Origin of the sequence: Neorhizobium tomejilense, assembly GCF_964254135.1 — a bacterium.
GTDB classification, from domain to species: domain Bacteria; phylum Pseudomonadota; class Alphaproteobacteria; order Rhizobiales; family Rhizobiaceae; genus Neorhizobium; species Neorhizobium tomejilense.
In genome coordinates this window covers 608,603-631,394 of the sequence record NZ_CAXUSO020000002.1, presented here as the reverse complement: position 1 = coordinate 631,394, position 22,792 = coordinate 608,603, and the positions used below count along the sequence as shown (strand labels likewise).

Sequence of the window (22,792 nt, the reverse complement as noted above, 5' to 3'; positions counted from 1 at the left end):
ATTACCCGTTTCCTGAAGCAAAGTGAGATTTGAGAGATGATCAAGGCCCAAGCCCGGTTCGACCGGGACTTTATCATTGGTGAAACCGACAACCGTCTGTTCGGCGCATTCGTCGAGCATCTTGGCCGCTGCGTCTATGGCGGCATTTTCGAACCTGGCCACCCAACCGCTGACGAAAAGGGGTTCAGGCGGGATGTTCTGGAACTCGTGCGCGAGCTCAATCCCACCATCATGCGCTACCCCGGCGGCAACTTCGTCTCCGGTTACAATTGGGAGGATGGCGTGGGGCCGGTCGAGCAGCGCCCACGCCGCCTCGACCTGGCTTGGAAATCCGTCGACACCAATCATTTCGGAACCAACGAATTCATGGACTGGTGCCGGGTTGCCGGTATCGAACCGATGTTGGCTGTCAACCTCGGCACGCGCGGACCAGACGAAGCCCGCCATCTGCTTGAATACTGCAATCATCCTTCCGGAACCCACCTTTCCGAACTTCGCCAACAGCATGGCTGGGAGAAACCGCACGACATCAAATTCTGGTGCCTGGGCAACGAAATGGATGGCGGCTGGCAGATGGGAGCGAAAACGGCCGAAGAGTATGGTCGGATCGCGGCCGAGACCGCAAAGATGATGCGGATGACCGATCCGACGATCGAACTGGCGGCCTGCGGATCCTCCGGACGAAAAATGGCGACCTATGGCGAATGGGAGAGGGTCGTCCTCGAACACACGTTTGATCATGTCGAGTTCATATCGTTGCACACCTATCTCAACAATTATGCCGACGACACGCCGTCGTTCCTGGCAAGTCCCGACCTGATGGACAGCTTCATTGAAGAGGTGGTTTCGATCGCCGATGCCGTCGCGGCCCGACGTCGCTCCCGCAAGCGCATCATGCTGAGCTTCGACGAATGGAATGTCTGGTATCGCACCCGGCGCGGCGAACAGAACCGCGTCAAGGAAGGCTGGCCCGTCGCCCCACCGATACTGGAGGAGGAATACGACATGCAGGATGCGCTTGCCTTCGGCGGCGCATGCATCTCGCTCCTCAATCACGCCGATCGCGTCAAGGCCGGATGCCTCGCCCAGCTCGTAAACGCCATCGCCCCCATCATGACGGAAACCGGTGGTCCGGCCTGGCGGCAGACGATCTTTTGGCCCTTCTCGGACTTCAGCAATCTTGGCAGAGGCAGCGTCCTCAGGACCCGCGTCGATACGCCGACCTATGCCACCCGTTACTACGACCCCACGCACACGGAAGACCTGTACGACAAGATCGACGCTGTTCCTTACCTCAAGTTCTCGGTGGTGCATTCGGAAGAGGACAAGACGGTCACCCTCTTCATCCTGAACCGGCATCTTTCCGACGATATGCAGATTGACGTCGCGGCAACCGGCTTTGGCGGGCTAAAGCTGCAGCGAGCACATTCGCTGCATCACCATGACCTCAAGGCGAGCAACACCAAGAATGAACCGAACAAGGTGGCTCCTCACGATCTCAGGGACATAGACGTGACGAGTGGCGGTGTCACGGTCACCGTTCCTCCGGCGTCCTGGAGCGTCGTCCGGTTTGGCGCTTCCCTGTGAAGCCGAAGTCGAGGACGGATCGTACCGGCCCTATCCACCGTCAGGCAAGATAGAGCCGCATGATGATGTCCTGGTCGTAGTTGCCGAAGCCTCGACCGAAGACGTTGATGCCCCCCGGGTGGGGGGCATTCTCTTCTATGCCGATTTTCATCCTGATCGAATGATGCTCAGCCAAGCCGATGTCGTCGATTGTGACGTCGGAGATCGATACGCCGTCTATAAATGATCCCTGCTTGGTGACGCGCCAAGTCTTCAGCTTGCCGTATTGAGAACCTTCTAGCTTCCACCACTGTGGCGTATAGACTCCGCGCTTGTCGCCATAGTCACCGGGTGACGTCCAGGTCCCGATGCGATGTTCGTTGATCCACAGGGTTATGTCGGACGGCCAGTTGACGTTCGTGCCGGGCACTTCCGACGAAAGTTCCATCGAAAATTCGATTGCCTCGACTGCCGAGTTAACAAGCTTGGCGTTGTTCGGAAATTTGTATTCGACATTGCCGCGGCCGAACCAGATCAACGCTGCCTGTACCCGGCCGGGATCGAGAAAGAAATCGGGAACATCCAGTAGGCCGATGACACCTTCCGGTGAGCAAAGCCCGCATGGTGCAGAAACTTCGCAGCTCGTGTAGAGCCCGAGAGGCATCGCGACCTCGATCTGGTTGTTTCTGGTCGCTTTTTCAGCGGTGTCGAAACGAACGATGATCTCGTCGTATTTGGCGCTGCAAACCTTCTGATTGCCTTTGGTCGCCTTGACGGAAGAGGTCTCGATGAGACCGGCCTCTTCAAGGGTCAGAATATTCACCGCGACCGTCGACTGCGGCAGCGAGAGCGCCGCGCTGATCTCGTTAACGTTCAGCTTTCCCCGATCATGGAGAAGTTGAAGGATGTTGACCCGGATTGGTGACGCCAGGCCTTTGAGAACCAGGCTGCCGGTGTTGGCGGATATTGAGAGAAAATTCGGCTTCATACTTCAGATCATGCCGTTGCCCTTCATCTATATCAAGATTTTTGATTTAGTGAGAGCGAGTTTTCCAGTGGCCTGGGGTCGGCCGATCTGCGTATCTTCAGCCGGGGCACTATCGGTTCAGCCGCACCGCCGACATCAATGACAATATTCGGCAACATCATATAACAACTATAAACAATCACCCGCACCAAAGTCGCTTAAACCGTCTCCAGATTATTGATGGAGCGGCATGTTGGTTACGATTGTTTGCATGAAATGGGGTACGGCTTTCACCGCCATCCATGTCAATGCTCTTTATGCCGGTGTGTTGCGGAACATGGAGGAGCCGTTCGACTTTGTCTGCCTGACGGACGATCGTCGCGGCCTTGCTTCCAGCATTCTCACTCGTCATATCCCGAACCTTGGCCTGCCTGAGCAGGCGTGGAGACGAGGGTGCTGGCCCAAGATCGGAGTGTTTGCCCCGGGTCTTTTCCCGCCCGGAGACGTCGTGCTTTTCCTCGATCTCGACGTCATGGTCCAACGATCACTCGCCCCGCTGATCGGCTTGCTTCGCGAGCGCCGCCATTTTGTGATCCAACGGGAATGGAATCCGGATCTCTGGAGCCTGCTCCCAAACAGCTTCAGGCCGGACAGGGGTGCCCAGTCATCCGTCTTTGGATTTCATGCCGGAAATGTCGATGGAATTTACCACGACTTCGTAAGCAAAGCCGACGCGATCATCGCGCAATTCAAGAACGACCAGTCCTACCTGACGCATGCGGTGCGGCAAAAAAGTTACTGGCCGGCAGGTTTCTGCGTCAGCTTCAAGAGAAGCTGCACGAAATACTTTCCGATCAATCTGCTCCTGCCGAGGATCAAGCAGCCGCGGAACGCAAAAATCATCGTCTTCCACGGGACGCCAAGGCCCTGGGATACGATGGTCGAAGAAGGCCAGCGATGGGGATCGAAAAGGCGATTTGGCGTCGGCCCCGTCCCATGGATCAAACAATATTTCAATCAGGCGGACGCGATGCTGGCTTCTCTCGCCAATGCCGCAAACAATTTCGACGCGGGAGCCCATGCCTCCACAGCAAATGCCGGCCTGGAGCGGGCAAACGCCGAGTTATAGCAATAGCTAAGGTTACCACGCAGATAGGCGAAGCCAGAAAACACGCCCGCAGGCCGATCAAAGCCATTCGCGCAAGCGTTCACCGAACCTGCGCGGTGACGCCGTCAGCCTGCAGATCTGCTGGAAACGTCAACCGTGCCAAGAGCCCGGACGGCTCCCCGTCCAACAGTTCCAGCGTTCCCCGGTGAGCTTGCACGACTTCCGCAACGATGGACAACCCCAACCCGAACCCGGCGTTGCCATCAGTCCTCGCCGCATTCAGCTTGAAGAATGGCTCCAACACCTGCGCACGTGATTGCTTCGGTATCCCGGGGCCATTGTCCGATACGTCGACCATCACCTTGTCTCCGCTTCGCTTCAGTTCGATCGCGACCTTATCGCCAAATTTCACAGCGTTTTCGCAAAGGTTGGTCACGGCACGCGTTATCGCGAGAGGCTTGCAATTGGCGGACAGATGATTGGGGCCGATATAATTGATCTTGTGACCCACATCGTCAAACTCGCTGCAAATCGTCTGCAGCGTTGTTGCCAGGTCGATCGTTTCGACCTGCTCTCGATGATGGTCGTCGCGCAGATAGCTGAGGCTCTCTTTGAGAAGGCTATCGATGCGAGAGATATCCGCCAGCAACATATCGCGCAATTGCGCGTCGCCGACCCGCTCTACTCGAAGTCTTAGTCTCGTCAATGGGGTGCGCAGATCGTGGCTCACCCCGCGCAGCATCCGCGTCCTGCCGTGGATCATATCGGTGATGCGATCGCTCATCTCGTTCAAGGAGCGTGCAACAGCGACGATCTCCACGCTGCCTTCCTCTTCGAAGATTACCCGGCCGGACGTGATGTCGGCATTCGCAGCCGCTGAAGCAATCTTCCGCAGCGGTCGCGTGATCGCCCAGACCCCGAACGAAGAAAACAGCACGATCAAGGTGATGAGCGCCAGTAGATAGTGTGGCGCCCGGACTAGGACCTCACTCCAGAACGCCGTGCTTGGAAGGCCGCCCAGAACGAGGATTGTTTTATCATCAACCTCGGTTGAGACGACACGCTTGTCATCAACAAAGGTTTGCCAGCCACCGAGTGGCGTCTGCCTCCCGTCGGGGGAAAAAAGCCAATCTATGGTCGCGTCCAAGACGCTTTCCTGCGGCGAGGAGTTCTTGAACGTTTCCGCCAAGGCGCGCGGTCGCAGATTGAGATCCCAACCAGCACGATTGGCTGCACGAAGAACGATGTCGCGCTCTTCGGGTGTGGCAGTTTTGAGGATGGAACCTATCGTAAACACACTATCGGCGAGTTCCTCAACGTCAACCATCGGATATCCATTTCCAACACGCTGCTCGAGAAAAGAGCCGCCTAAAACGGTGATGGTGAGGCCGAGAACAATAACGCCCGTGATCTGACTATGGATCGTCGATAGGCCTGGAAGCCGGCGGAAAAACATGAGCACCCGTTTGGCTTGTGAAGCGCGCTTGAGCCGAGGTCGATCGGCGAAGCAGAAATATAGGCGATTTCCCTCACAAGATCCCGCGTTTCCTGCTGCGCGATTATTACGTTTTGTTACGGCAGGGCTGCCTCTTTGCCGATCGCTCGGGCTGCAACAAAGCGTAACAAAAAAACATGCACCGGAGGGCTACGGCATGAAACACAAGTCGTCGCAGGCTCCTCTGTTGGGGGGACTGATAACCTGTTCTGGAGCCCTTATGCTACATTTAAAAAAAGCCAAGCGGCGTCTTTCGCCCCTCGCCTTATGCGCCGCATTCAGCGTTGTGGGATTTTCCCCAAACGCCTATGGCGCCGACCAGACCGCCACCGAGCAGACGCCGGAGCCACCTTTTGACAAGCAGCGTTTTGACAAACGCCAACCGGAGCGCAATTGGAGCCTGATCATTGGTGCCGGCGCTTCTTACGACCCAAAATACGAAGGGAGCGACGAATTTGAAGTCAGCCCCATTCCCTTCGTGGTGTTCACCTATGGCGAATGGTTGGAAATCGATCCAGGTGGGATCAGCGTCACTGTCCTGGATCAAGGCGGATTTTCCGTCTCCGCTGCGGTTGGTTACGAATCAGGGCGGGATGAGGATGACGGTGATCGCCTCCGCGGCCTCGGCGACATCAACTTCGCCGCAACAGTCGGTGCAAAAGTCGGCTATGATTGGGGCCCGGTCGAAATCTATGCGAGCGTCGACCAGACCATCGGCGGCAGCGAAAGCCTGATTGGAAAGTTTGGGGTAGAATACTCGGCCCCGGTCACGGAACGTCTCATTCTGGGCGCACGCGCCGAAGCCACCGTGGCCGATGGCAAGCACATGCAGGCCTATTTTGGCGTCGATGCCGCTCAGTCGGCACGTTCAGGCCTGCCTGAATATAAAGCAGAAGCAGGCTTGAAGCGTGTCGATTTCTCTGCCTCCGCCACATACGCACTGAGCGATCATTGGTTGGTGCGTGGTGAAGCAGGCGTCGGCGTGCTCACCGGAGATGCCGCGGATAGCCCGATCGTCGAGAAGAAGATCCAGCCTTCCGTTTCTGCTTTTGTCGGCTACAAGTTCTGAAGCCGGGGACAGAAAATAGACGACGTGTCGCCTGCACGGATCGCTCCGATCCAGCAGGCGAGACGCGCTGCCATGTGGCAAGACTTTTGACTCCAAGATGCAATGCCGTGGCCGCTGGGAGCGGGCATCCAAGCGCCGGCTCCCAGCCATAGCATCGAGCTTGCAGCAAGCGATCTTGCTCGCTTATTTGTGCCGGCCCTGCGACCACGGCCGCATGGCAGTCGGGGCGCCGGAGAACGATTGAGGTATCTGTTTCAGACTTCCTCCACCGACGCGGTGAAAGTATATCCTCCCAGCCTGACCGTCTGCAGGAGCGTTGGCTCGCGAGGATCCGCCTCGATCTTTTGACGAAGGCGGCTGATATGCACGTCAATACTGCGCTCGATCGGCCCAGCCAGCCCGGAATGGGTAAACAAGAGCAGCTCCTCGCGGGTGATGACCCTGCCCGGATTTCTGCAGAACGCCAGCAGAAGATCGAATTCCGTCGTTGTCAAAGCGATGCGAGCGTTGCCGGGGTCGTGAAGCCGGCGCCGCATCGGGTCAATCACCCATCCGTCGAAGCGCAGCTTCCTTTGAGCAGAGCTGCTTGTCAGGCCGTAAGAGGCGCGACGCAGGAGACTGCGAATCCGAGCGATCACTTCTCTTGGGCTGAAGGGCTTTGTAATGTAGTCATCGGCGCCGACTTCCAGTCCCACGATCCGGTCGACTTCCTCTCCGAGTGCCGTCAGCAGGATTATCGGGATCGTTCTTTCCGAACGGATGCGTTTGCAAATGCTAAGGCCATCTTCGCCCGGCAGCATGACATCGAGGATGATCAGGTCATAGGAATTGCTGCGAAGCAGCGACTGCATCACGTTTCCGTCCTCAGCCACGGTCGGCAGCATCCCGCTTTCCTGAATTGTCGACGCCAGAAGATTGCCGATTTCGAAGTCGTCTTCCACGATCAATATCTTCGCGGATGCTGAATTGGGCTGCATAGGTCTTTTCCTGTTTGAGGACCCTACAATGGGCCGGCTGCTGGTCCTCGAATATTTCGCTTTATTAAGTTTTGTTACGGTCACTGCTCGCAGTGATACCAAACGCGCCCAGCCATGGCGATAAGCGCTGCAACCGCTCGCACCGCGACGCAGAATTGACGTGGCCGACGGAGTGGCGGCGCTGCGGAAAAACCGCTCTGCAACATACGGCAGGGCCGGCCAGATGGTTGGCCGGCCCTCCGCTGGTAGTGCAAGCGTCCTTGCGGCGCCTGCAACCTTCAGATCTCGGCCGACTGGAGGAAGGGCTTGAAGATCCGAGCAGTACGATCGCCAAAGTCGGAAACCATCAGGTGGAGCGACGGGATGACGATCAACGATAGAACTGTAGACACGAGCAGACCGCCAATTACCGCGATCGCCATGGGCGCCCTGAATTCGCCTCCGTCCCCTACCCCGAGCGCGGAGGGGGCCATTCCCCCGATCATGGCAAACGTGGTCATGATGATGGGGCGAACTCGCTCCGAGCAGGCTTCGACGATCGCATCGACCCGAGACAGCCCATGGGTTTCGCGTTCAATGGCGAAGTCCAGGAGCATGATGGCGTTTTTCGTCACGATCCCCATCAGCATCAGGATACCGATGACGACGGGAAGCGAGACAGCGTTGCCGCTTAACATGAGGCCAGCTGCAACGCCGCCAATGGACAGGGGAAGAGAGGCCAGAATGGTCCAGGGCGCCAGCACGCTTCCGAAGAGGAGGATGAGAACGACAAGCACAAGCATGACGCCCGAGCCCATCGCCACCGCAAAGCTTGAGAACACCTCGCCTTCGGTATCGGAATCCCCGGTCGCTTGAATGCGCACGCCCGCCGGCAGGCTCTTGACGCTATCGAGTTGTGCCAGTCTGTCGAGACCCTGGCCCGACGTCATGCCGTCAGCCATGTCGGCTGAGATTTCGATGCGACGCTGGCGATCAAATCGCTCGATGGCGGCGAGCCTCTCATCGAAGCTGACGTCGGCGACGGAAGACAACGGAACCGACGTCCCTCTCGTCGTCGGGACCGACAGCATTTCGAGGGTTGGCAAATCGTCGCGAGCATGCGTCTGGAGCAGCACGCGGATTGGAATCTGTCTGCCGCCGTCGATGAAGTTGGGCAGTCGGCTGTCGACATCGCCCACGGTCGATACGCGGATCGTGCGCGCAAGCTCTGCTGGAGATACACCGATCGTTGAAGCCTTGTCCGCGTCAATTTTCACCCGCAGTTCTGGTCGCGTTGCCGCGTTGTCGGCGGTTGGGTTGACGAAGTTTCTGTCGGCGGTGAGCTCCTGCAGTATGTTATCTGCGGCCCGCTGAGCCAGAACACCATCCGCGGACAGGACAGCGAATGATATGTCCCGCCCACCGCGGGTGTTGAGAAAGCGCAGCCTGACATCCGAAATGGAGGAAAGCGCCTTTTCAAGATCGGCTTGTATCGAAAACGATGAACGGTCGCGCTCGGATTTGTGGAACAGATCGATCAGGACGACCGCATATCGTACGTCTTCCTGTCCGGCCGTACTCGACCCCGCCCTGACGAATACGCCTTCCACCGCGGAATCCCGCCGGATCAGGGCGGCTATTTCATCCGTCGCTGCTCTTGTTTCGTGCAAAGCCGTCCCGGGGGGCAGTTCCACCGAAAGGGTCAACCGCCCCGTATCCTCTTCCGGCAAAAAGGCGGTCGGCAGGGAGATCAGGGCGTATAAAGCCAGTGCGAAAGCCGCAAATGCGCATCCGACTGTCATCCATCGCCACCGCAGGCTGACCTTCAGCAGCCACTCATAGGCCGACGCCAGACGCCCTTTCCGAATGTACGACGAGGGAGCGTTCGTCATGATGTATGCAGCCATGATTGGGGTGATCAAGCGGGCCACCAGAAGTGAAAAGAACACCGCTATCGCAACGGTCAGCCCGAATTCTCGAAAGTACAGCCCGACCACGCCGCTCATGAAGCCCACGGGTGTGAAGACAGCCATGATCGTTGCGGATATGGCTATGACAGCAAGCCCTATTTCGTCAGAGGCGTCCAATGCAGCCCGGTAGGCAGATTTGCCCATGTCGCGGTGACGCACCACGTTTTCGATTTCAACGATCGCATCGTCCACGAGAATTCCCGTCACCAGGGTGATCCCAAGTAAACTGAGGATGTTGAGGGAAAAGCCCAGAAGATCGATGGCAAAAAAGGTCGGGATGATCGAAAGCGGAAGGGCGATTGCGGCTACGACCGTGGCCCGCCAGTCGCGCAGGAACAGAAATACGACGACGATTGACAATGCCGCGCCCTCATAGAGGGTACGCATGGCTGAGTTGTAGTTGCCCGCCGTGTAGGACATATTGTCGTCGACCAGCTTGAAGCGGATCGACGGCTGTTCGAGATGTAGCTTCTCCAGTGCGGCCACCACTTCCTCCGCAACAGCTAGCTCGCTCGAACCCTTTGAGCGATAGACCGCGAAACCAACGACGTCCTCCTGATCCAGAGTCGCAAAGGCGCGGGCTTCGGCGATCGTATCCTGGACGCTGCCGACATCTTCCAGTTTCACACTGGCGTCGTCCGAAAGGAGGATGCGAGAACCACCGAGTTCTGCAATCGTCTGCGCCGCCGCAGCGGTCGTCAGCGTCCGCTCGCGACCATTCAGGTTGCTGCGGCCGCCAGAACGATCCAACTGGCTTGCGATGAGGCTTTCGTTAACGGCATTCGCCGTCAGGGAAAGCGCCTGCAATCGCGAAGGATCGAGTTCGACATGGATTTCCCTGTCAGCACCTCCGACACGATCAATGCGGCCAACGCCCTTCCGACCCTGCAACTGCCGGGCAACAACATCGTCGACGAACCACGAAAGCTCTGCAACGGTCATGTCCTGGCTTGTCACGGCATATGTCACGACCGCCTGTGCTTCCTCCTCGGCCCGTTCGATGACAGGCTCATCTATTCCATCGGGAAGGTCGCTGCGGATTTTGGCAACTGCGTCGCGGACGTCACCCATGGCGCGGTCTGGCGAAATCACGCCCAACTCGAATTCGACAGCGGTAACGGAACGGCCTTGAGTGACGGTCGACTTGATCTCTTCTACGCCTGCAAGAGACGCTACCGCGTCTTCAACAAGACGAGTAACTTCAGTCTCCAACTCACTCGGCGCTCCCCCGGGTTGGTCGATAATCACATTCACAGCCGGCTCGTCGATGGTCGGGAAGTAAGTGACGGGCAGCCGTGAAAAGCTGTAGAGACCGGCGGTGACAAGGATTAGGAACAGGAGGATCGAGGGAAGCGGATTGCGGATCGCCCAGGCCGATATGTTCATTGAAGTCGAGCTCCGAGCCGATTTTGGGTAGATGCAGACGCGTCGGCACGCGTTGCCGGTGTCGCGGCCAATACGGGCCTCACCCGCTCCTGTGCCTTCAGGAAGGCACCTGATTTCAGGACGACCTCCTCTCCCTCCCGGATGCCGTCGAGGATTTCCACGAAGCCGCTTTGCTGTGATCCGATGCGGACCGGGCGGATATCCACGAGCCCGTCTGAAACGACGTAAACGTTGTGGCCGGCCGCCGTGCTTTTGACGGCCGTTCCCGGGAGGAGAACATTCTGCCGGTCTTCGACACTGATGCTACCGCGCGCAAAGACGCCTGGGACAAGCCTGGCCTTGTCTGCAAGTTCGATCCGCACCGTCCCGCTTCTTGTCTTGGGATCGAGTTGCGCGGCATTCAGCCGGACGGTTCCTGCGATGGCCTGGTCGCGTCCTGGCAAGGTAATTTCGGCGCTCATGCCTTCGCGCAGACGAACGAAGCTTGTCTCCGTCACCTGCGCCACGAACTCGATGTCGTCATCGTCAGCGATGACAAAAAGAGGTCCGGCGGAACTCGATGTCATCGCACCGACACGCGCTTTCCGGGTCAAGATCCGACCCGAGCTAGGTGCCGTCAGGGTGCTTCTCTGGACAGTCAGTTCGATTTCCCGCCGCTCGCTGGCGATCAACTGTTGATCTGCGTTGGCGAGCTCCAACGATTGGCGCGCCAGTCGCAACTCCGCGACGGCTCGGGCGTGAGCGTTCAAGTCTTCCTCGAGGACATTGTCGGCGATCGCACCTTTTGGCTGTAGTGAGCGGCTGCGTTCCAGCTTCTTGCGCGCTTCGGCTTCGGTGACCATCGCCACGTCTATCTTGCTGCTCTCGACGGACGCGGCAGCATGCGCGCGAAGGAAGCTCACCGAATTCTTGTCCAGCAACATCAGGGCTTCGGTCGTGTCCAGGACCGCGAGCGCCTGGCCCCGTTCAACATGTTGTCCAGCCTCTACCAAAATCTGCCGCACCTCCTTGCCGAGGACGGCGGGATAGACCTCGATCTCTTCCCGCGCCGCGAGCGAACCAACCACCTCGATCCTTTCCGTCAGCGCACCTCGCTTGGCGACGATCGTCGTTACCGGCATTTGGGCGTCTGCGGACGCCACGGTCGAAAACGCACATGCGAGCATCGCTGCTTTACCGAAAAGCGGGCAGTAGCGTCGAAGCGTGGATGATACGGTCGATAACGCGATCATTGAGTGGACCTTTTAAGTGGGCCGCCGAGCGCCCTGGCTTGTTTGGTCACACGATAGCGATGGGGAGGAGCCGCACTGTGTAGTCACATTAAGAAATGTTACGGCACGCTCGTGCGTCAGAATCTTGAGGGGCGCGGCCCGCTAAATGGAGCGGCACAGACCGCTCTCGGGGCCTCACCAGGCAGCATAGCGACGTCTCTCAGCTTGGGCCGACATGCAAGTCGGCGTGCATAAAATCGTCTGTCTCGACATTCAGGAATGGAATGTTGCGCTGCGATACTTTGCGACAATTTCCCTGTTCTGCGGCATACGCGTGCGACAAACACCTTCTATGTTTGGGATGCGTCAAGGAGACGTTTTCGAAACTGAAGGAGAAACTCATGACTAAGATCTTGCTATCCACCGCTATCGCTGCTCTGCTGGCTTCGGCCACGTTCGCCGTCCCGGCACTTGCCGAGGGTGACTATTATGAAGGCGCCTCCAAGAGCGGCGCTTCGCCGCGTTCTGCCGATCCTTTGCGGGCCGACAGCACCAGGACCTTCGGTTATCCGAACCAGTCCGGCCAGTCGCTGTTTGGCGAGACCAGCCGCGATGATCGTCGCCCGTTCGACAGCGGCGACTATTATGAGGGCGCCAACCGTCCGAACTAACAGCTCGCAGTTCATTCAAGGCACCGTCCGCGGCAAGGTCGCAAATATTGCCGCGGCGGCCCCTCTCCGGTCTGAATTCAGGCGGATGAGCGGGAACCAAAGTTATCAATTTCGCTGCAGTCCCACCCCGCCCTATGCCAGCCCACGCCCAATCCTGCGGCACATCATGGGAACCGGACATGGAAACTTGCTAGAGAATTCGATGGAAGGGCTTGCCGATGCAATGCTATAATTTTCGGGTCTAGAGGGCAGTTCATGCAGGCATCATCCCATATCGCAGTTGTCGACGATCATCAGGACATCCGGGATCTGGTCGGGAAATATCTCGGACAGCAAGGCTATCGCATCAGCTCCGCCGACAGCGGCGCCGCCCTGCGCAAGATCCTCGAGCGGAATGCTCTTGATCTCATCATTCTCGACATCATGATGCCCGGTGAAGACGGTCTCTCGGTCTGCAGACACATACGCAGCACGACGGATGTGCCCATCATATTCCTGACCGCCATGGCGGATGATACCGACCGCATCATAGGCTTGGAATTGGGAGCGGACGACTATGTTGTAAAGCCGTTTAATCCCAGGGAACTGCTCGCCCGCGTCCGCGCCGTCTTGCGGCGAGCAACCACCCTGCCAACGCAGCAGCGCGACAACATCAAGGCAAAAGTCATCAAATTCGACCAATGGCGGCTTGACGTCGGCCGGCAAGAACTGACCGACGAAGACGGCGTAGTCGTGTCCCTGAGTACCGTGGAGTTCCGTCTGCTCAAAGCTTTTCTCGAACATCCCGGGTTCGTTCTCACGCGCGATCAACTCCTTGATCTGACTGCCGGCAAAGCCGCGGAGATCTTCGACCGCAGCATCGACCACCAGGTCAGCCGCTTGCGCAAGAAGATCGAGGCCGATCCCAAGAACCCGACAATCATCAAAACCCATTGGGGCGGCGGCTACAGTCTTTCCACCGATGTGGTGCTGCAATGATACGGTTTTGGACCAGAAGTCTTGCGGCGCAGTTCATCGGTTTCATGCTCCTCGCGCTCGCGTGTTCCCAGGCACTGTCTTTCCTGATCTCCTGGGACGAACGCGACAAGGCGCTCAAGGCAGTATCAAAAAGCGAGTTCTTCAGTCGCACGGCGACCATTACCAGGCTGATGGAGTCGATTCCGCTCAATCTGAGGCATGACGTCCTCGCTGCCAGCGAAACCAGCTATGCCCGGTTCTGGCTGAGCGAGCAGGCTCCAGATGACGCCGATGCCTGGCGGGGTCGTGCCGTCGAGGAGCTTGCACGCCCCCTGCCGAACCTCCCGAACTTCCCGCCAGAATGGCGCGTTCAGCCGGCAGCCATCGACAGACCCGAGGAACGCAGGAGGATTGTTGCGAAAAACGCCGGCGAGGCCTGGGTCACGCCCGCCTCTGGTTTGTGGAGCCTCCCACAGCCGGCGAAGTTCGCCTATATAGGCCAGTCGGACGGGTTTGGCCTTGCGGTCCAGCTTCAAGACGGACTGTGGCTGAACTCTGCCTATTACAAAGTCGTTCCCAACAACTGGTGGACCTCGCAATCCCTCTTCACCTTGTCGATAACGGCCCTTGTCCTCTCGGTCATCGGGGTTTTGACGGCAAACCGTATCGCAAGACCGCTTCGACGGCTTGCCGTGTCGGCGGAGGCTCTAGGCCGCGGAGAGTCTCTCCCGCCCCTGCCGGAGGAAGGGCCTGACGATATCCGACGAACCGCAGAGGCATTTAACCGGATGCAGCAGAGCCTTCACCGCTTCGTGGAAGACCGGACCCGGATGCTGGCAGCGATCGGCCATGACCTGCGTACTCCGCTGACATCCTTGCGTTTGCGCGCCGAGTTTGTCGGGGATCCGGAACTCCAGCAGAAGATGCTGGTCACGATCGACGAGATCCAGGTCATGACTGAGGCGACGATCGCTTTCGCAAAGGGCGAGGCGACGGTCGAGGAAACAAAAACGGTCAATCTCAACGCATTGGTGGAGAGCCTGTGTGCCGATCTGGAAGAAATGGGCCAACGGGTTGAGTATGTCGAAAGCAGGAAGATAACCTACAGGTGCCGCCCCGACGGGCTACGCCGCGCTGTCCGCAATCTCATCGAAAACGCGATCCGCTATGGCGGGCAAGCCAAAGTCTTCGTGCGCCAATCGCCATCCGCGACTGAAATCGTCGTGGAGGATCCCGGCCCCGGCATCCCTGATGCGATGCGCGAGAAGGTCTTCTCTCCCTTCTTCCGCCTGGAGAAGTCTCGCAACCGTGAAACTGGCGGTGTCGGTCTAGGCTTGTCAATTGCAAGAGCGATCGTTCGCCACCATGGCGGGGATATCGTTCTTGCCTCGAACAATCCGGGCTTGAGAGCCTCGATCTCTCTTCCCGTCATAGAGCGACCCGAACTGTCACCGGCGGCTCGACGTCCGCGAGAAAAAATCGCCGCCCAATGGACGCTCTAGTTTTTGCTCGCGGACGGATATCAATATCGACAATCGAAACGAGTTGCTTGAGCCCGATGGTTTACCGCAACCCTCGTCGAGGAGAACTTTCCGCCGTCACCGGCGGAAAGTGAAGGTCTAACGATCAGGCGCTGGTGAAGAGGTCGCCTGTGTAGAACTGTGCCGGTGGCAGCGGCTCCTTGATGGTGCCGAACTCCTGGAACATCTTGTTAAATTCCGTCAGCCACTTGTTGACGGTGCCGTCTTTCGTGAAGGCGTCCAGTTCCTTGCTCGTCAGCATCTTGCGGCTGCGCGCCACCTTCTCGGTCACCTCCACTGGAGCGTTGAGGAATGCGGTGGTGATCTGGATGGATCGATCGAGGTTTGCGACGCGATAGTCCATTGCCTTCTTCATGACACGCAGGAATTTCCTTACGAGATCCGGGTTCTGCTGGACGATCTCATTGCGGGCGACGAAGGTGTTGATGAACGAGGTCTGCGGGTAGAAATCCTGGTTCGAAGCCAGCTCCTTCATATCCGGCACGCGCGGCTTGATCGTATCGATCAGCGGATACCAGATGCCGGCGCCGTCGATTTGCTTGGAAGTGAAGGCGGCAACCACCGTGGACGGATCCATGGGCACGACCTGGATGTCGCCTATGGTCATGCCGGCCTTGGTCAGCGCCATCCGGAGTATCATGTCGCCGGACGTGCCCTGCGGGACGCCGACCTTCTTGGCCTTCAGATCCGCGATCGAGGCGATCCCGCCCTGGACGATGACGCGGTCGGAGAAGCCGATATCGTTGACGCCGATCACCTTGGCCCGACCGCTGGCGGGCAGCCAGAGTGCGCCGGGCCCGATCGTGCCAAAATTCAGGCTGCCGGCGCCCATCGCCTGGATCTGGATCGGGCCGTTGGTGAAAACCTTGACGGACGGCGTGATGCCTTCCGCCTCCCAGAGTTTCTGGTCCTGCGCAATCGCCAGCACGCTGGCATTCGGAAAGTCGGCGATATATCCGATGGTCATGTCGGCAGATTGGGCGCTTGCCTTTCCTCCGATGGAAAAAGCGCTCGCGGCAGCGACGGCCGCCGTCGTCTTCACCAGGTTTCGTCTCGTCAGCATGTTCATCTCCTCCTTGTAACAGCCGATAGTGATTGCAGGTTTCAGGCCGCGGCCGGGTGGTAGACCGACCGCCACACCTCATTGCGCAAAGCCGTGAATTCCGGCGAAAGGCGCATCTCCTCGGTGCGCGGATAGGGCAGATCGACCGGAATGATCCTGTGAAGCCGGCCGGGCCTGGCGGCCATGACGACGACGCGGCTCGCGAGATAGACCGCCTCGTCCACATCGTGGGTGATGAACATCACCGTACGCCGCTCCTTGCTCCAGGTGGCCAGCAACTGGCCCTGAAGCTGCACGCGGGTCAAAGCATCCAGCGCGCCGAACGGCTCGTCCATGAGCAAGATCTTCGGATTGACGGCATAGGCGCGGGCGATGGCGCATCGTTGTTTCATGCCGCCGGACAATGTCTTCGGAAGCGAATCGGCAAAATCGGAGAGGCCGACGAGGTCCACAAAACGGTCCGCGATCCTGCGGCGGTCCGCCTTCGGGTATCTGGCAATCTTCAACCCGAACTCGACGTTCTCGCGGACCGTCAGCCAGGGGAAAAGCGCATATTGCTGGAAGATCACGCCACGCTCGGGACCTGGTCCCTTGACCGGAACGTTGTCGACCAGGACCTGCCCTGAAGACGGACCTGTGAGGCCTGCGGCAATGTTCATGGCCGTAGATTTGCCGCAGCCGGACGGCCCGACCACCGTGATGAACTCTCCGTCTTCGATGTCCAGGTTGAGACCTTGGAGCGCGTTGAAGGATGTCTGCCCGGCGATGATGAACGTCTTGGAGACGTTCTGGAACGAGATCTTGATGCTCATAGCTTTTCCTGCCATGCGGTCAGAACGCCATCGAATGCGATGACGATGCGGTCCATGATGAGACCAAGCACGCCGATCGCGATGAGACTGACGAAGATTGTCGGAAGATCGTAATAGAGCTGCGCCTGCTGCATGCGGAAACCGAGGCCAGACTGCGCAGCAATCAGCTCCGCCGCCACGACGGTCGCCCATGACGAACCGAGGCCGACGCGGACGCCGACCATGATATAGGGCAGCGATGCCGGGACGATGACCCGCCGGAAGATGGTGAAGTCGTTGGCACCGAGCACGCGGGCGGCATTGATCAGCGTCTTGTCGACGTTGACGACACCTTGATATGTCGCGACAACGCTCGACAGGAAAGACGCCAGGAAAATGACGAAGATCTTGGGAGTTTCGTCAATACCCATGGTAACGATCGCCAGGGGAATGATGGCAAGCGGCGGGATCGTCCGAAAGAACTGGACATAGGGTTCGATGATGCCGCGGGCGATGCGGTACCAGCCCATCAGGAAACCGACCGGGATTGCTACCGCAATGCCGAGCGCAAAACCGGTAAAGACGCGTCCGAGGCTCGCCAGGGCGTCGGACCACAGGAGGCCGCTCTTTGCCTGGATCACCGCTTGCGTCGCCACGGCAAGTGGTGTCGGCAGGCCGACGATGCCTTGCGCCGTTACGGTGGCCCAGACCAGAACACCGAAGATGACTGCAGCGAAATTGATCGCCAGCATGCCCATCGGGTACGATAGCAAAGAGCGCCGCGGACCTCGTTCGGGCTTTTCCTCAATCGTTGAAATTGACAAGGTCATGCCTCCCTCGCGAAAACTTGCCGGTTCTGCTGAAATCGATGGTTCATCGCATCCCCACCGTGACGTCGCGTGTCTTGAAATTCGATTCGATCAACCAGTCGCGCATCACATCCAAAAGTTCGCGCTTCTGCTCGACGCAGCCTGGATCGTTCCAGAGGTTCTTCACTTCCTTCGGATCGTTTTCGAGGTCGAAGAGCTGCCCGTCGCTTGAGCCCTTGAAGTGAACGAGCTTCCACCGGTCGCTTCTGACGCCGGTCATGAACTCGACACCGCCTGCCATCGCCACATCGCCGATCTGCTCGCAGAACACATGGGAGCGCGGCTTCCAGTCCTCGCCTTCCAGTGCAGGCTTCAGGCTTTGCGCTTCGAAGGATATCGGCGGCGTGATGCCGGCATATTCCAGGATCGTCGGGCCGAGGTCGAAGAGCTGGCATAGCCCATCCACGGTGCGACCACCCTCGAACCGGTTCGCCGTCGACCAGATGATGGTCGGCACGCGGGTGACTATGTCGTACATCGACCATTTCTGAATCAGCCCGTGTTCGCCGAGGCATTCGCCATGGTCGGAGGTGAAAATAACGATCGCATCCTCCAGATAGCCGCGCGCTTCGAGCGCTTCGAGCAATTCGCCGACCTTTTCATCGATCAGCGTGACATTGCCGAGATAGTGCGCCCACAGCCGCTGCATCTGGTCTTCTCTCGGATCAAGGCTCCAGACGACGGAGTCATGATCAACCTCGACGTCGTGCTGGCGTTTTTCCTTCAGCTCCTGGTGAAGCGAATCCAGCTCTTCCCTGGTCGGCTTCGGCAGCGGAAGGTCGTTACGCTTCAGATAGGGCTCTACATAACGAGCAGGAGGATCGAACGGCGGGTGGGGGCCTGGAAAACCGACCTGAAGGAAAAGCGGCTCGGTCGGCGGATAGGTGTTGACCCACCACTTCGCCATATTGCCGACGAAGGCATCGGAATGCAGCGCCTCAGGCAGTTCCCATTCAAAGCAGCCCAACCGGTCGCGGTAATCCTCAAGCTCGCGGTAAAGTTCGCGCTGCTGCTTGACGAGGCCGTTGGCCGCAAGCGCCTTGTCCCACTCGTCGAAATACCAGCGGCCTTCCATGTAGCGGTCCTTGTTTTCCACGACATAGCGCTCATGGAAACCGGAATCCGAATTGTATGGAATCGTATGCATCTTGCCGACGTTGACGCAGCGATAGCCTGCATCGCGGAGTTGCTCGACCCAGGTATGTTGCCATTTCTGGCCGTTCGCCAGAACGCCCGTCGTATGCGGATAATAACCGGTGAACAGGCTCGCACGAGATGGAACGCAACTCGGCGCGGTGATGTGGCAATTGGTGAGCGCCACGCCCTTCTCGACGAGCGCGTCGATATTCGGCGTCATGGCATAGGGGTATCCGAGCGCGGCGATCGAGTCGTAGCGCTGCTGGTCCGTCATAATCAGAATGATGTTTGGCTTTTCAGCCATATGTCCCGCCTCCACGCCGGTGATTGTCAACCGTGCCGTCGTTTTTCCATCCAAAGAAAGCGCCGGTGTTCGGTCTTTCGCTTGCCTCTCCCTCAAAACGATGGCATAAAGTTATCGTTAACGCAACGATCACTCACAGGATTTTTTAAAGCCGAATGACAGTTGACCTTTCCGAGGGTGCGGGGCGCACCGTCCCGACCCTTGCTTCGATCGCCGAGCGTGTGGGCGTTTCGGTCAACACGGTCTCGCGCGCGCTGCGCGCTCCGAACACGGTCCGCGTCGAGCTACGCCGCCGGATCAATGCCGCCATGGAAGAGCTGAACTACGTGCCGAACCGGCTTGCCGGCGGGCTTTCCGGGACGCGGTCGGATATTGTCGGGGTCGTCGTTACGTCGCTCTACTATTCGGAATTCGCCAACATCATCGACTCTCTGCAATTGGCTTTGCTGGAGCATGACCTGCAGGTCATGCTCGCCAACACCAGGTACAATGCCGACCAGGAGCTGCGGCTCGTCCGGTCCATCCTGAGTTGGCGCCCGGCGGCGGTTGCCATCATCGGCGTGGATCATCCCCCGAAAGTCGTCGAGCTTCTCAAGGCAGCCGGCATCCCGATTGTCGAGATGTGGGACACGGGCGGAGACGTGATCGATACCGCTGTCGGTTTCGACCACGCAAGCGTCGGGGCGGCCCAGGCCAACCATCTGATAGCTCAGGGATATAGGCGCTTGGCCTTCGTCGGCAGTGTCCGCGAAAATGATAAACGCGCCCAGAAGCGCCTGAGCGGGCTGGAAGCCGCAGCAACCAAGGCCTCGCTCCCCGACGTCGTCAAACACACGGCGCAGCAGGGCGGCAATCCGGAACTCGGAGAGCGGCTCGCGACCGAGCTTCTGCAAAGCCATCCGGAGATCGATGCGATCGCCTGCAACAGCGATGTGGTTGCGTTCGGCGTGCTGCGCGCGCTCAGGAAACTCGGCCGGCGCGTACCCGAAGACATCGGTGTCATCGCATTCGGCGACAACGAGGCGGCGAGCTGCGTCAGCCCCTCGCTGACGACAGTCCGCCCCGACCGCGAACGCATCGGCAGATTGACGGCGGAGGCGATCGTCTCGCGGATCAATGACGTCACGCCTTATACGACACTTGTGGAATGGGAGCTTATAGTCCGAGAAAGCACGTCTCGTATGCCCCCACCATCGCCGTCTTGATGCAACACCCCCAGCGGCGCAAGCGGATTTAGGGATCAATCCCGCCGGCGCCGCCCAAGAGCTTGGGAACACCAGATCCTGCATCTGCAACGGTCTCGTGCGGGACTAAGCGGACCGCCGTGACGGAGAAGCAATTTTACCGGGTATTCCTACGGTTTGCGAAGAAGCCGGCGCTCGCGTCAGTTTCCACCCGCGGCCTTGGTGAAGGGGTACCGGATCGACTATCCCTTCTCGTGGAAGGGAGATGATTGTCTGCATTCCCCTTTCACCGCAGAGGAACGAGATGTCGCCACCATGTTGCCGCACGATGGCGCGGGCGATCGACAACCCCAGGCCGATACCGCCAGTATCCTTGTTCCGTGATACTTCAAGACGGAAGAAGGGAGCAAAAACCTTTTCCCTCATGGCCTCGGGTATCCCCGGTCCGCGGTCCTCGACGACGATATCGACTGTGGTTGCCGTGTGCCGGATGAAGACCTTGGCTTCACCGCCATATCGTACGGCATTCTCCACGACGTTTCGGACCGCACGGCGGAGCCCATCCGGCCGACAGCGATAAGGCGTCTGTTCCGCCTCCACGTAATTGACCGGATGTCCAAGGTCCGACTGGTCGTCGCAGATACTGCCGATAAGAGCATCGAGTTCGATGTCACGGGTTTCTTCTACCGTCGATTCCCCGCGCGCAAACGCAATGGCGGCTTCCGTCATTGCCTGAATTTCGTCAATGGTAGACAGCATCTTCTGTTGTGTTTCCTGATCCTTGACGAATTCTGCTCTCAAACGAAGCGAGGTCAGCGGCGTTCGCAAATCGTGGCCGATCGCCGCAAGCATTTTGGTCCGGTCTTCGACAAAACGGTGGAGGCGGCTTTGCATCCTGTTGAAGGCTTCCGCCGTGCGCCGGATCTCTCCCGGCCCGCCCTCGGGAATAGGCGGAAGGTTTTCTCCCCGCCCAAGCGCCTCCGCCGACCGCGCCAGATTGCGCAAGGGGCGGGAAATGCGGCTTGCGATGAAGACCCCGATCAACGCCAGGATCAGCGCTGTCAATCCAACCGAGGTCAGCGACTTGGAGTTCCACCATCGGCCGGTGTTCTCCTGGTACGAAGCAAAGTTCAGCCAGCGTCCGTCGCCAAGCTGGACCGCAAGGCCAAACCCTCTGCGCCGGTCGAAATAGGTGAATTTCGCGGGTTGCGGCAGGTTCCACAGGATCGGCGGCGGGCTCGCCCATTCCTCGTCTGTATTTTCACGCGCGACTTCCTTCGGATCGGGCAATTGCGGCTTGGAGGGAGCTGTCCAGTCAACCTGTTTTGAAAGATCGACGAAGTTTTCGAGTTGGCGGGAAAGCTGACCCACCGCCTGCAGGCGCCAGGCGCTGGCTTTCTCGGGTTCCTGGTCCGTCAGCCAGATTTTCGAGTAGTTGGTTTCGCTGGCGTAAAGAGCTTGGGCGCGGATCTGCGGGGGTATCAACTCGACCAATCGGGTTATGGACGCGCCCCGGCTGAAGAATTCGCTTTTCGCCGCGGCTCTCAGCGCCATCGTGCGCTCGTCCCACGAGATCAGAAAAGCCAGCGCCTGCGAGATGATCAGGGCGGCAAGCATCAGTCCTATGAACTGCGCCGCGAGGCTTTTTTTCCAGAGCTTGATCATTCGAATGCCACCTCGACCGACAGGCTGTACCCGCCGCCCCAATGGGTTTTGATGATTGAAGGGTTCTTCGGATTTTCTTCGATCTTCTTGCGCAGGCGGCTCACCTGGTTGTCGATGCTGCGATCGAAGATATCGGCAGTTCTTCCGGTGGTGAGGTCCAGAAGTTGTTCGCGGCTCAAAATTATGCCCGGCCGTTCGATGAAGACCTTCAGCAAGCGAAACTCTGCCGTGCTCAAAGGTATGCCGACCCCGTTTTCCCCGGAAATTTCCTGACGACCCATATCGACCCGCCATCCCGCGATGCGCAGCTTTTTGGACTGCCGTGCTGCGGCCGGGACCGCGGGATTGGCAGCCCGGCGCAGGACAGCCCGAACACGCGCCAGCAGTTCGCGGAAATTAAATGGCTTCACGAGGTAATCGTCCGCCCCCAGTTCGAGGCCGAGGATCCGGTCGGTATCTTCGGCCATCGCCGTCAGGAAGATGATGGGAACGTCCAGAGTGGCACGAACCTGCCGACAGACCGAAAGCCCATCCTCACCTGGCATCATGATGTCGAGAATGATGAGATCGACGGTATGGTGTTCGAGCACCCGCCGCAGCACCGAGCCACTCTCGGCGACGCTGACCTTGTAGCCTTGCTGCTCGAGATATTGTCGAACGAGATCCCGGATATCGCTGTGATCGTCGACGACCACGACATGCGCCAAGTCATGCATTTTGCGTAACCTCTGTTCAGCATTCTATATAAGAATATCCCCCTCTCCCGCACCAAGAAAAGTGTATCAAAGTTTCGCAAGCCTGCTGTCCGGCCGCTACGTTCCGTTGACCTTCTGATGACCTTACGGGACATTCCGGAATGCCTTCGTCCGCCTCTTTGCGGGC

Annotated in this window: 18 protein-coding genes; 7 read left to right on the top strand and 11 right to left on the bottom strand. The window is 58.7% G+C overall.

The features are described from left to right. The first annotated feature begins 39 nt into the window (after positions 1-39). Positions 40-1,587, top strand: a complete 1,548-nt coding sequence (gene arfA / locus ACSQ3G_RS25685) for an arabinosylfuranosidase ArfA (RefSeq protein WP_436113192.1) — start codon at positions 40-42, stop codon at positions 1,585-1,587. A 40-nt stretch (positions 1,588-1,627) separates the two neighbouring features. Here the strand turns inward: arfA and ACSQ3G_RS25680 are convergent, their stop codons facing one another. Further along, a complete protein-coding gene (locus tag ACSQ3G_RS25680; RefSeq protein WP_436112241.1) occupies positions 1,628-2,554 on the bottom strand; it encodes an ArsR/SmtB family transcription factor in 927 nt (308 codons plus the stop codon). A 316-nt stretch (positions 2,555-2,870) separates the two neighbouring features. Between ACSQ3G_RS25680 and ACSQ3G_RS25675 the strand changes: the two genes are divergently transcribed. Beyond that, positions 2,871-3,662, top strand: a complete 792-nt coding sequence (locus ACSQ3G_RS25675) for a hypothetical protein (RefSeq protein WP_436112240.1) — start codon at positions 2,871-2,873, stop codon at positions 3,660-3,662. A 79-nt stretch (positions 3,663-3,741) separates the two neighbouring features. Here the strand turns inward: ACSQ3G_RS25675 and ACSQ3G_RS25670 are convergent, their stop codons facing one another. After that, entirely contained in the window at positions 3,742-5,097 is a 1,356-nt protein-coding gene (locus tag ACSQ3G_RS25670) for an ATP-binding protein (RefSeq protein WP_436112239.1), read from the bottom strand. On the opposite strand from ACSQ3G_RS25670, the gene ACSQ3G_RS25665 reads away from it, so the two are divergent. Continuing rightward, positions 5,096-6,205 carry a MipA/OmpV family protein gene (locus ACSQ3G_RS25665; RefSeq protein WP_436112238.1) on the top strand — a complete coding sequence of 370 codons (1,110 nt, stop codon included), beginning with the start codon at positions 5,096-5,098 and terminating at the stop codon, positions 6,203-6,205. The two genes, ACSQ3G_RS25670 and ACSQ3G_RS25665, sit on opposite strands and share 2 nt — an antisense overlap. Before the next feature lie 254 nt (positions 6,206-6,459). Here ACSQ3G_RS25665 and ACSQ3G_RS25660 read toward each other — a convergent pair whose 3' ends face one another. The 3 genes from ACSQ3G_RS25660 to ACSQ3G_RS25650 all read right to left on the bottom strand — a co-directional run bounded on the left by ACSQ3G_RS25660 (position 6,460) and on the right by ACSQ3G_RS25650 (position 11,638). Then, complete coding sequence (locus tag ACSQ3G_RS25660) at positions 6,460-7,182, bottom strand: response regulator transcription factor (RefSeq protein WP_046599364.1); 723 nt, start codon at positions 7,180-7,182, stop codon at positions 6,460-6,462. A gap of 278 nt (positions 7,183-7,460) precedes the next feature. Then, on the bottom strand, positions 7,461-10,517 hold the full coding sequence (locus ACSQ3G_RS25655; protein WP_436112237.1) for an efflux RND transporter permease subunit: 3,057 nt from the start codon (positions 10,515-10,517) through the stop codon (positions 7,461-7,463). After that, positions 10,514-11,638 (bottom strand): efflux RND transporter periplasmic adaptor subunit, encoded by a 1,125-nt coding sequence (locus ACSQ3G_RS25650; protein ID WP_436112236.1) that lies wholly within the window; start codon positions 11,636-11,638, stop codon positions 10,514-10,516. The genes ACSQ3G_RS25655 and ACSQ3G_RS25650 overlap by 4 nt, the downstream gene beginning before the upstream one ends. Before the next feature lie 491 nt (positions 11,639-12,129). Here ACSQ3G_RS25650 and ACSQ3G_RS25645 point away from each other — a divergent pair, with 491 nt between their 5' ends. The 3 genes from ACSQ3G_RS25645 to ACSQ3G_RS25635 all read left to right on the top strand — a co-directional run bounded on the left by ACSQ3G_RS25645 (position 12,130) and on the right by ACSQ3G_RS25635 (position 14,858). Beyond that, positions 12,130-12,399 (top strand): hypothetical protein, encoded by a 270-nt coding sequence (locus ACSQ3G_RS25645; RefSeq protein ID WP_436112235.1) that lies wholly within the window; start codon positions 12,130-12,132, stop codon positions 12,397-12,399. A 255-nt stretch (positions 12,400-12,654) separates the two neighbouring features. Then, positions 12,655-13,377, top strand: coding sequence for a response regulator (locus ACSQ3G_RS25640; RefSeq protein ID WP_046637031.1), 723 nt, complete (start codon positions 12,655-12,657; stop codon positions 13,375-13,377). Further along, complete coding sequence (locus ACSQ3G_RS25635; protein ID WP_436112234.1) at positions 13,374-14,858, top strand: ATP-binding protein; 1,485 nt, start codon at positions 13,374-13,376, stop codon at positions 14,856-14,858. The genes ACSQ3G_RS25640 and ACSQ3G_RS25635 overlap by 4 nt, the downstream gene beginning before the upstream one ends. Before the next feature lie 124 nt (positions 14,859-14,982). Here ACSQ3G_RS25635 and ACSQ3G_RS25630 read toward each other — a convergent pair whose 3' ends face one another. The 4 genes from ACSQ3G_RS25630 to ACSQ3G_RS25615 form a co-directional block, all read right to left on the bottom strand. Further along, complete coding sequence (locus ACSQ3G_RS25630) at positions 14,983-15,960, bottom strand: aliphatic sulfonate ABC transporter substrate-binding protein (RefSeq protein ID WP_105439985.1); 978 nt, start codon at positions 15,958-15,960, stop codon at positions 14,983-14,985. A 41-nt stretch (positions 15,961-16,001) separates the two neighbouring features. Then, positions 16,002-16,772: an ABC transporter ATP-binding protein gene (locus tag ACSQ3G_RS25625; protein WP_105420256.1), complete on the bottom strand. Its 771-nt coding sequence runs from the start codon at positions 16,770-16,772 to the stop codon at positions 16,002-16,004. Further along, a complete protein-coding gene (locus ACSQ3G_RS25620; protein WP_436113191.1) occupies positions 16,769-17,509 on the bottom strand; it encodes an ABC transporter permease in 741 nt (246 codons plus the stop codon). Before ACSQ3G_RS25620 ends, ACSQ3G_RS25625 begins: the two co-directional genes overlap by 4 nt. Positions 17,510-17,624: 115 nt before the next feature. Further along, positions 17,625-19,061, bottom strand: coding sequence for a sulfatase family protein (locus ACSQ3G_RS25615; RefSeq protein ID WP_436112233.1), 1,437 nt, complete (start codon positions 19,059-19,061; stop codon positions 17,625-17,627). A 155-nt stretch (positions 19,062-19,216) separates the two neighbouring features. On the opposite strand from ACSQ3G_RS25615, the gene ACSQ3G_RS25610 reads away from it, so the two are divergent. Further along, on the top strand, positions 19,217-20,266 hold the full coding sequence (locus ACSQ3G_RS25610; protein WP_105403291.1) for a LacI family DNA-binding transcriptional regulator: 1,050 nt from the start codon (positions 19,217-19,219) through the stop codon (positions 20,264-20,266). Between the two features lie 105 nt (positions 20,267-20,371). Here the strand turns inward: ACSQ3G_RS25610 and ACSQ3G_RS25605 are convergent, their stop codons facing one another. Both ACSQ3G_RS25605 and ACSQ3G_RS25600 read right to left on the bottom strand, forming a co-directional pair. After that, complete coding sequence (locus ACSQ3G_RS25605) at positions 20,372-21,910, bottom strand: ATP-binding protein (protein ID WP_436112232.1); 1,539 nt, start codon at positions 21,908-21,910, stop codon at positions 20,372-20,374. After that, the gene (locus tag ACSQ3G_RS25600; RefSeq protein ID WP_436112231.1) at positions 21,907-22,626 is read right to left on the bottom strand and encodes a response regulator; all 720 of its coding nucleotides are present in this window, start codon (positions 22,624-22,626) and stop codon (positions 21,907-21,909) included. The genes ACSQ3G_RS25605 and ACSQ3G_RS25600 overlap by 4 nt, the downstream gene beginning before the upstream one ends. Between the last annotated feature and the right edge of the window lie 166 nt (positions 22,627-22,792).

What these genes read in the sequence shown, in the direction of transcription:
- ACSQ3G_RS25680 (WP_436112241.1), bottom strand. Translation starts at nt 2,554, where the DNA reads ATGAAGCCGAATTTTCTCTCAATATCCGCCAACACCGGCAGCCTGGTT.
- ACSQ3G_RS25670 (WP_436112239.1), bottom strand. Translation starts at nt 5,097, where the DNA reads ATGTTTTTCCGCCGGCTTCCAGGCCTATCGACGATCCATAGTCAGATC.
- ACSQ3G_RS25625 (WP_105420256.1), bottom strand. Translation starts at nt 16,772, where the DNA reads ATGAGCATCAAGATCTCGTTCCAGAACGTCTCCAAGACGTTCATCATC.
- ACSQ3G_RS25600 (WP_436112231.1), bottom strand. Translation starts at nt 22,626, where the DNA reads ATGCATGACTTGGCGCATGTCGTGGTCGTCGACGATCACAGCGATATC.
- ACSQ3G_RS25645 (WP_436112235.1), top strand. Translation starts at nt 12,130, where the DNA reads ATGACTAAGATCTTGCTATCCACCGCTATCGCTGCTCTGCTGGCTTCG.
- ACSQ3G_RS25675 (WP_436112240.1), top strand. Translation starts at nt 2,871, where the DNA reads ATGGAGGAGCCGTTCGACTTTGTCTGCCTGACGGACGATCGTCGCGGC.
- ACSQ3G_RS25620 (WP_436113191.1), bottom strand. Translation starts at nt 17,509, where the DNA reads ATGGGCATGCTGGCGATCAATTTCGCTGCAGTCATCTTCGGTGTTCTG.
- ACSQ3G_RS25635 (WP_436112234.1), top strand. Translation starts at nt 13,374, where the DNA reads ATGATACGGTTTTGGACCAGAAGTCTTGCGGCGCAGTTCATCGGTTTC.
- ACSQ3G_RS25640 (WP_046637031.1), top strand. Translation starts at nt 12,655, where the DNA reads ATGCAGGCATCATCCCATATCGCAGTTGTCGACGATCATCAGGACATC.
- ACSQ3G_RS25605 (WP_436112232.1), bottom strand. Translation starts at nt 21,910, where the DNA reads ATGATCAAGCTCTGGAAAAAAAGCCTCGCGGCGCAGTTCATAGGACTG.
- ACSQ3G_RS25660 (WP_046599364.1), bottom strand. Translation starts at nt 7,182, where the DNA reads ATGCAGCCCAATTCAGCATCCGCGAAGATATTGATCGTGGAAGACGAC.
- ACSQ3G_RS25655 (WP_436112237.1), bottom strand. Translation starts at nt 10,517, where the DNA reads ATGAACATATCGGCCTGGGCGATCCGCAATCCGCTTCCCTCGATCCTC.
- ACSQ3G_RS25610 (WP_105403291.1), top strand. Translation starts at nt 19,217, where the DNA reads ATGACAGTTGACCTTTCCGAGGGTGCGGGGCGCACCGTCCCGACCCTT.
- ACSQ3G_RS25630 (WP_105439985.1), bottom strand. Translation starts at nt 15,960, where the DNA reads ATGCTGACGAGACGAAACCTGGTGAAGACGACGGCGGCCGTCGCTGCC.
- ACSQ3G_RS25665 (WP_436112238.1), top strand. Translation starts at nt 5,096, where the DNA reads ATGAGCACCCGTTTGGCTTGTGAAGCGCGCTTGAGCCGAGGTCGATCG.
- ACSQ3G_RS25615 (WP_436112233.1), bottom strand. Translation starts at nt 19,061, where the DNA reads ATGGCTGAAAAGCCAAACATCATTCTGATTATGACGGACCAGCAGCGC.
- ACSQ3G_RS25650 (WP_436112236.1), bottom strand. Translation starts at nt 11,638, where the DNA reads ATGCCGGTAACGACGATCGTCGCCAAGCGAGGTGCGCTGACGGAAAGG.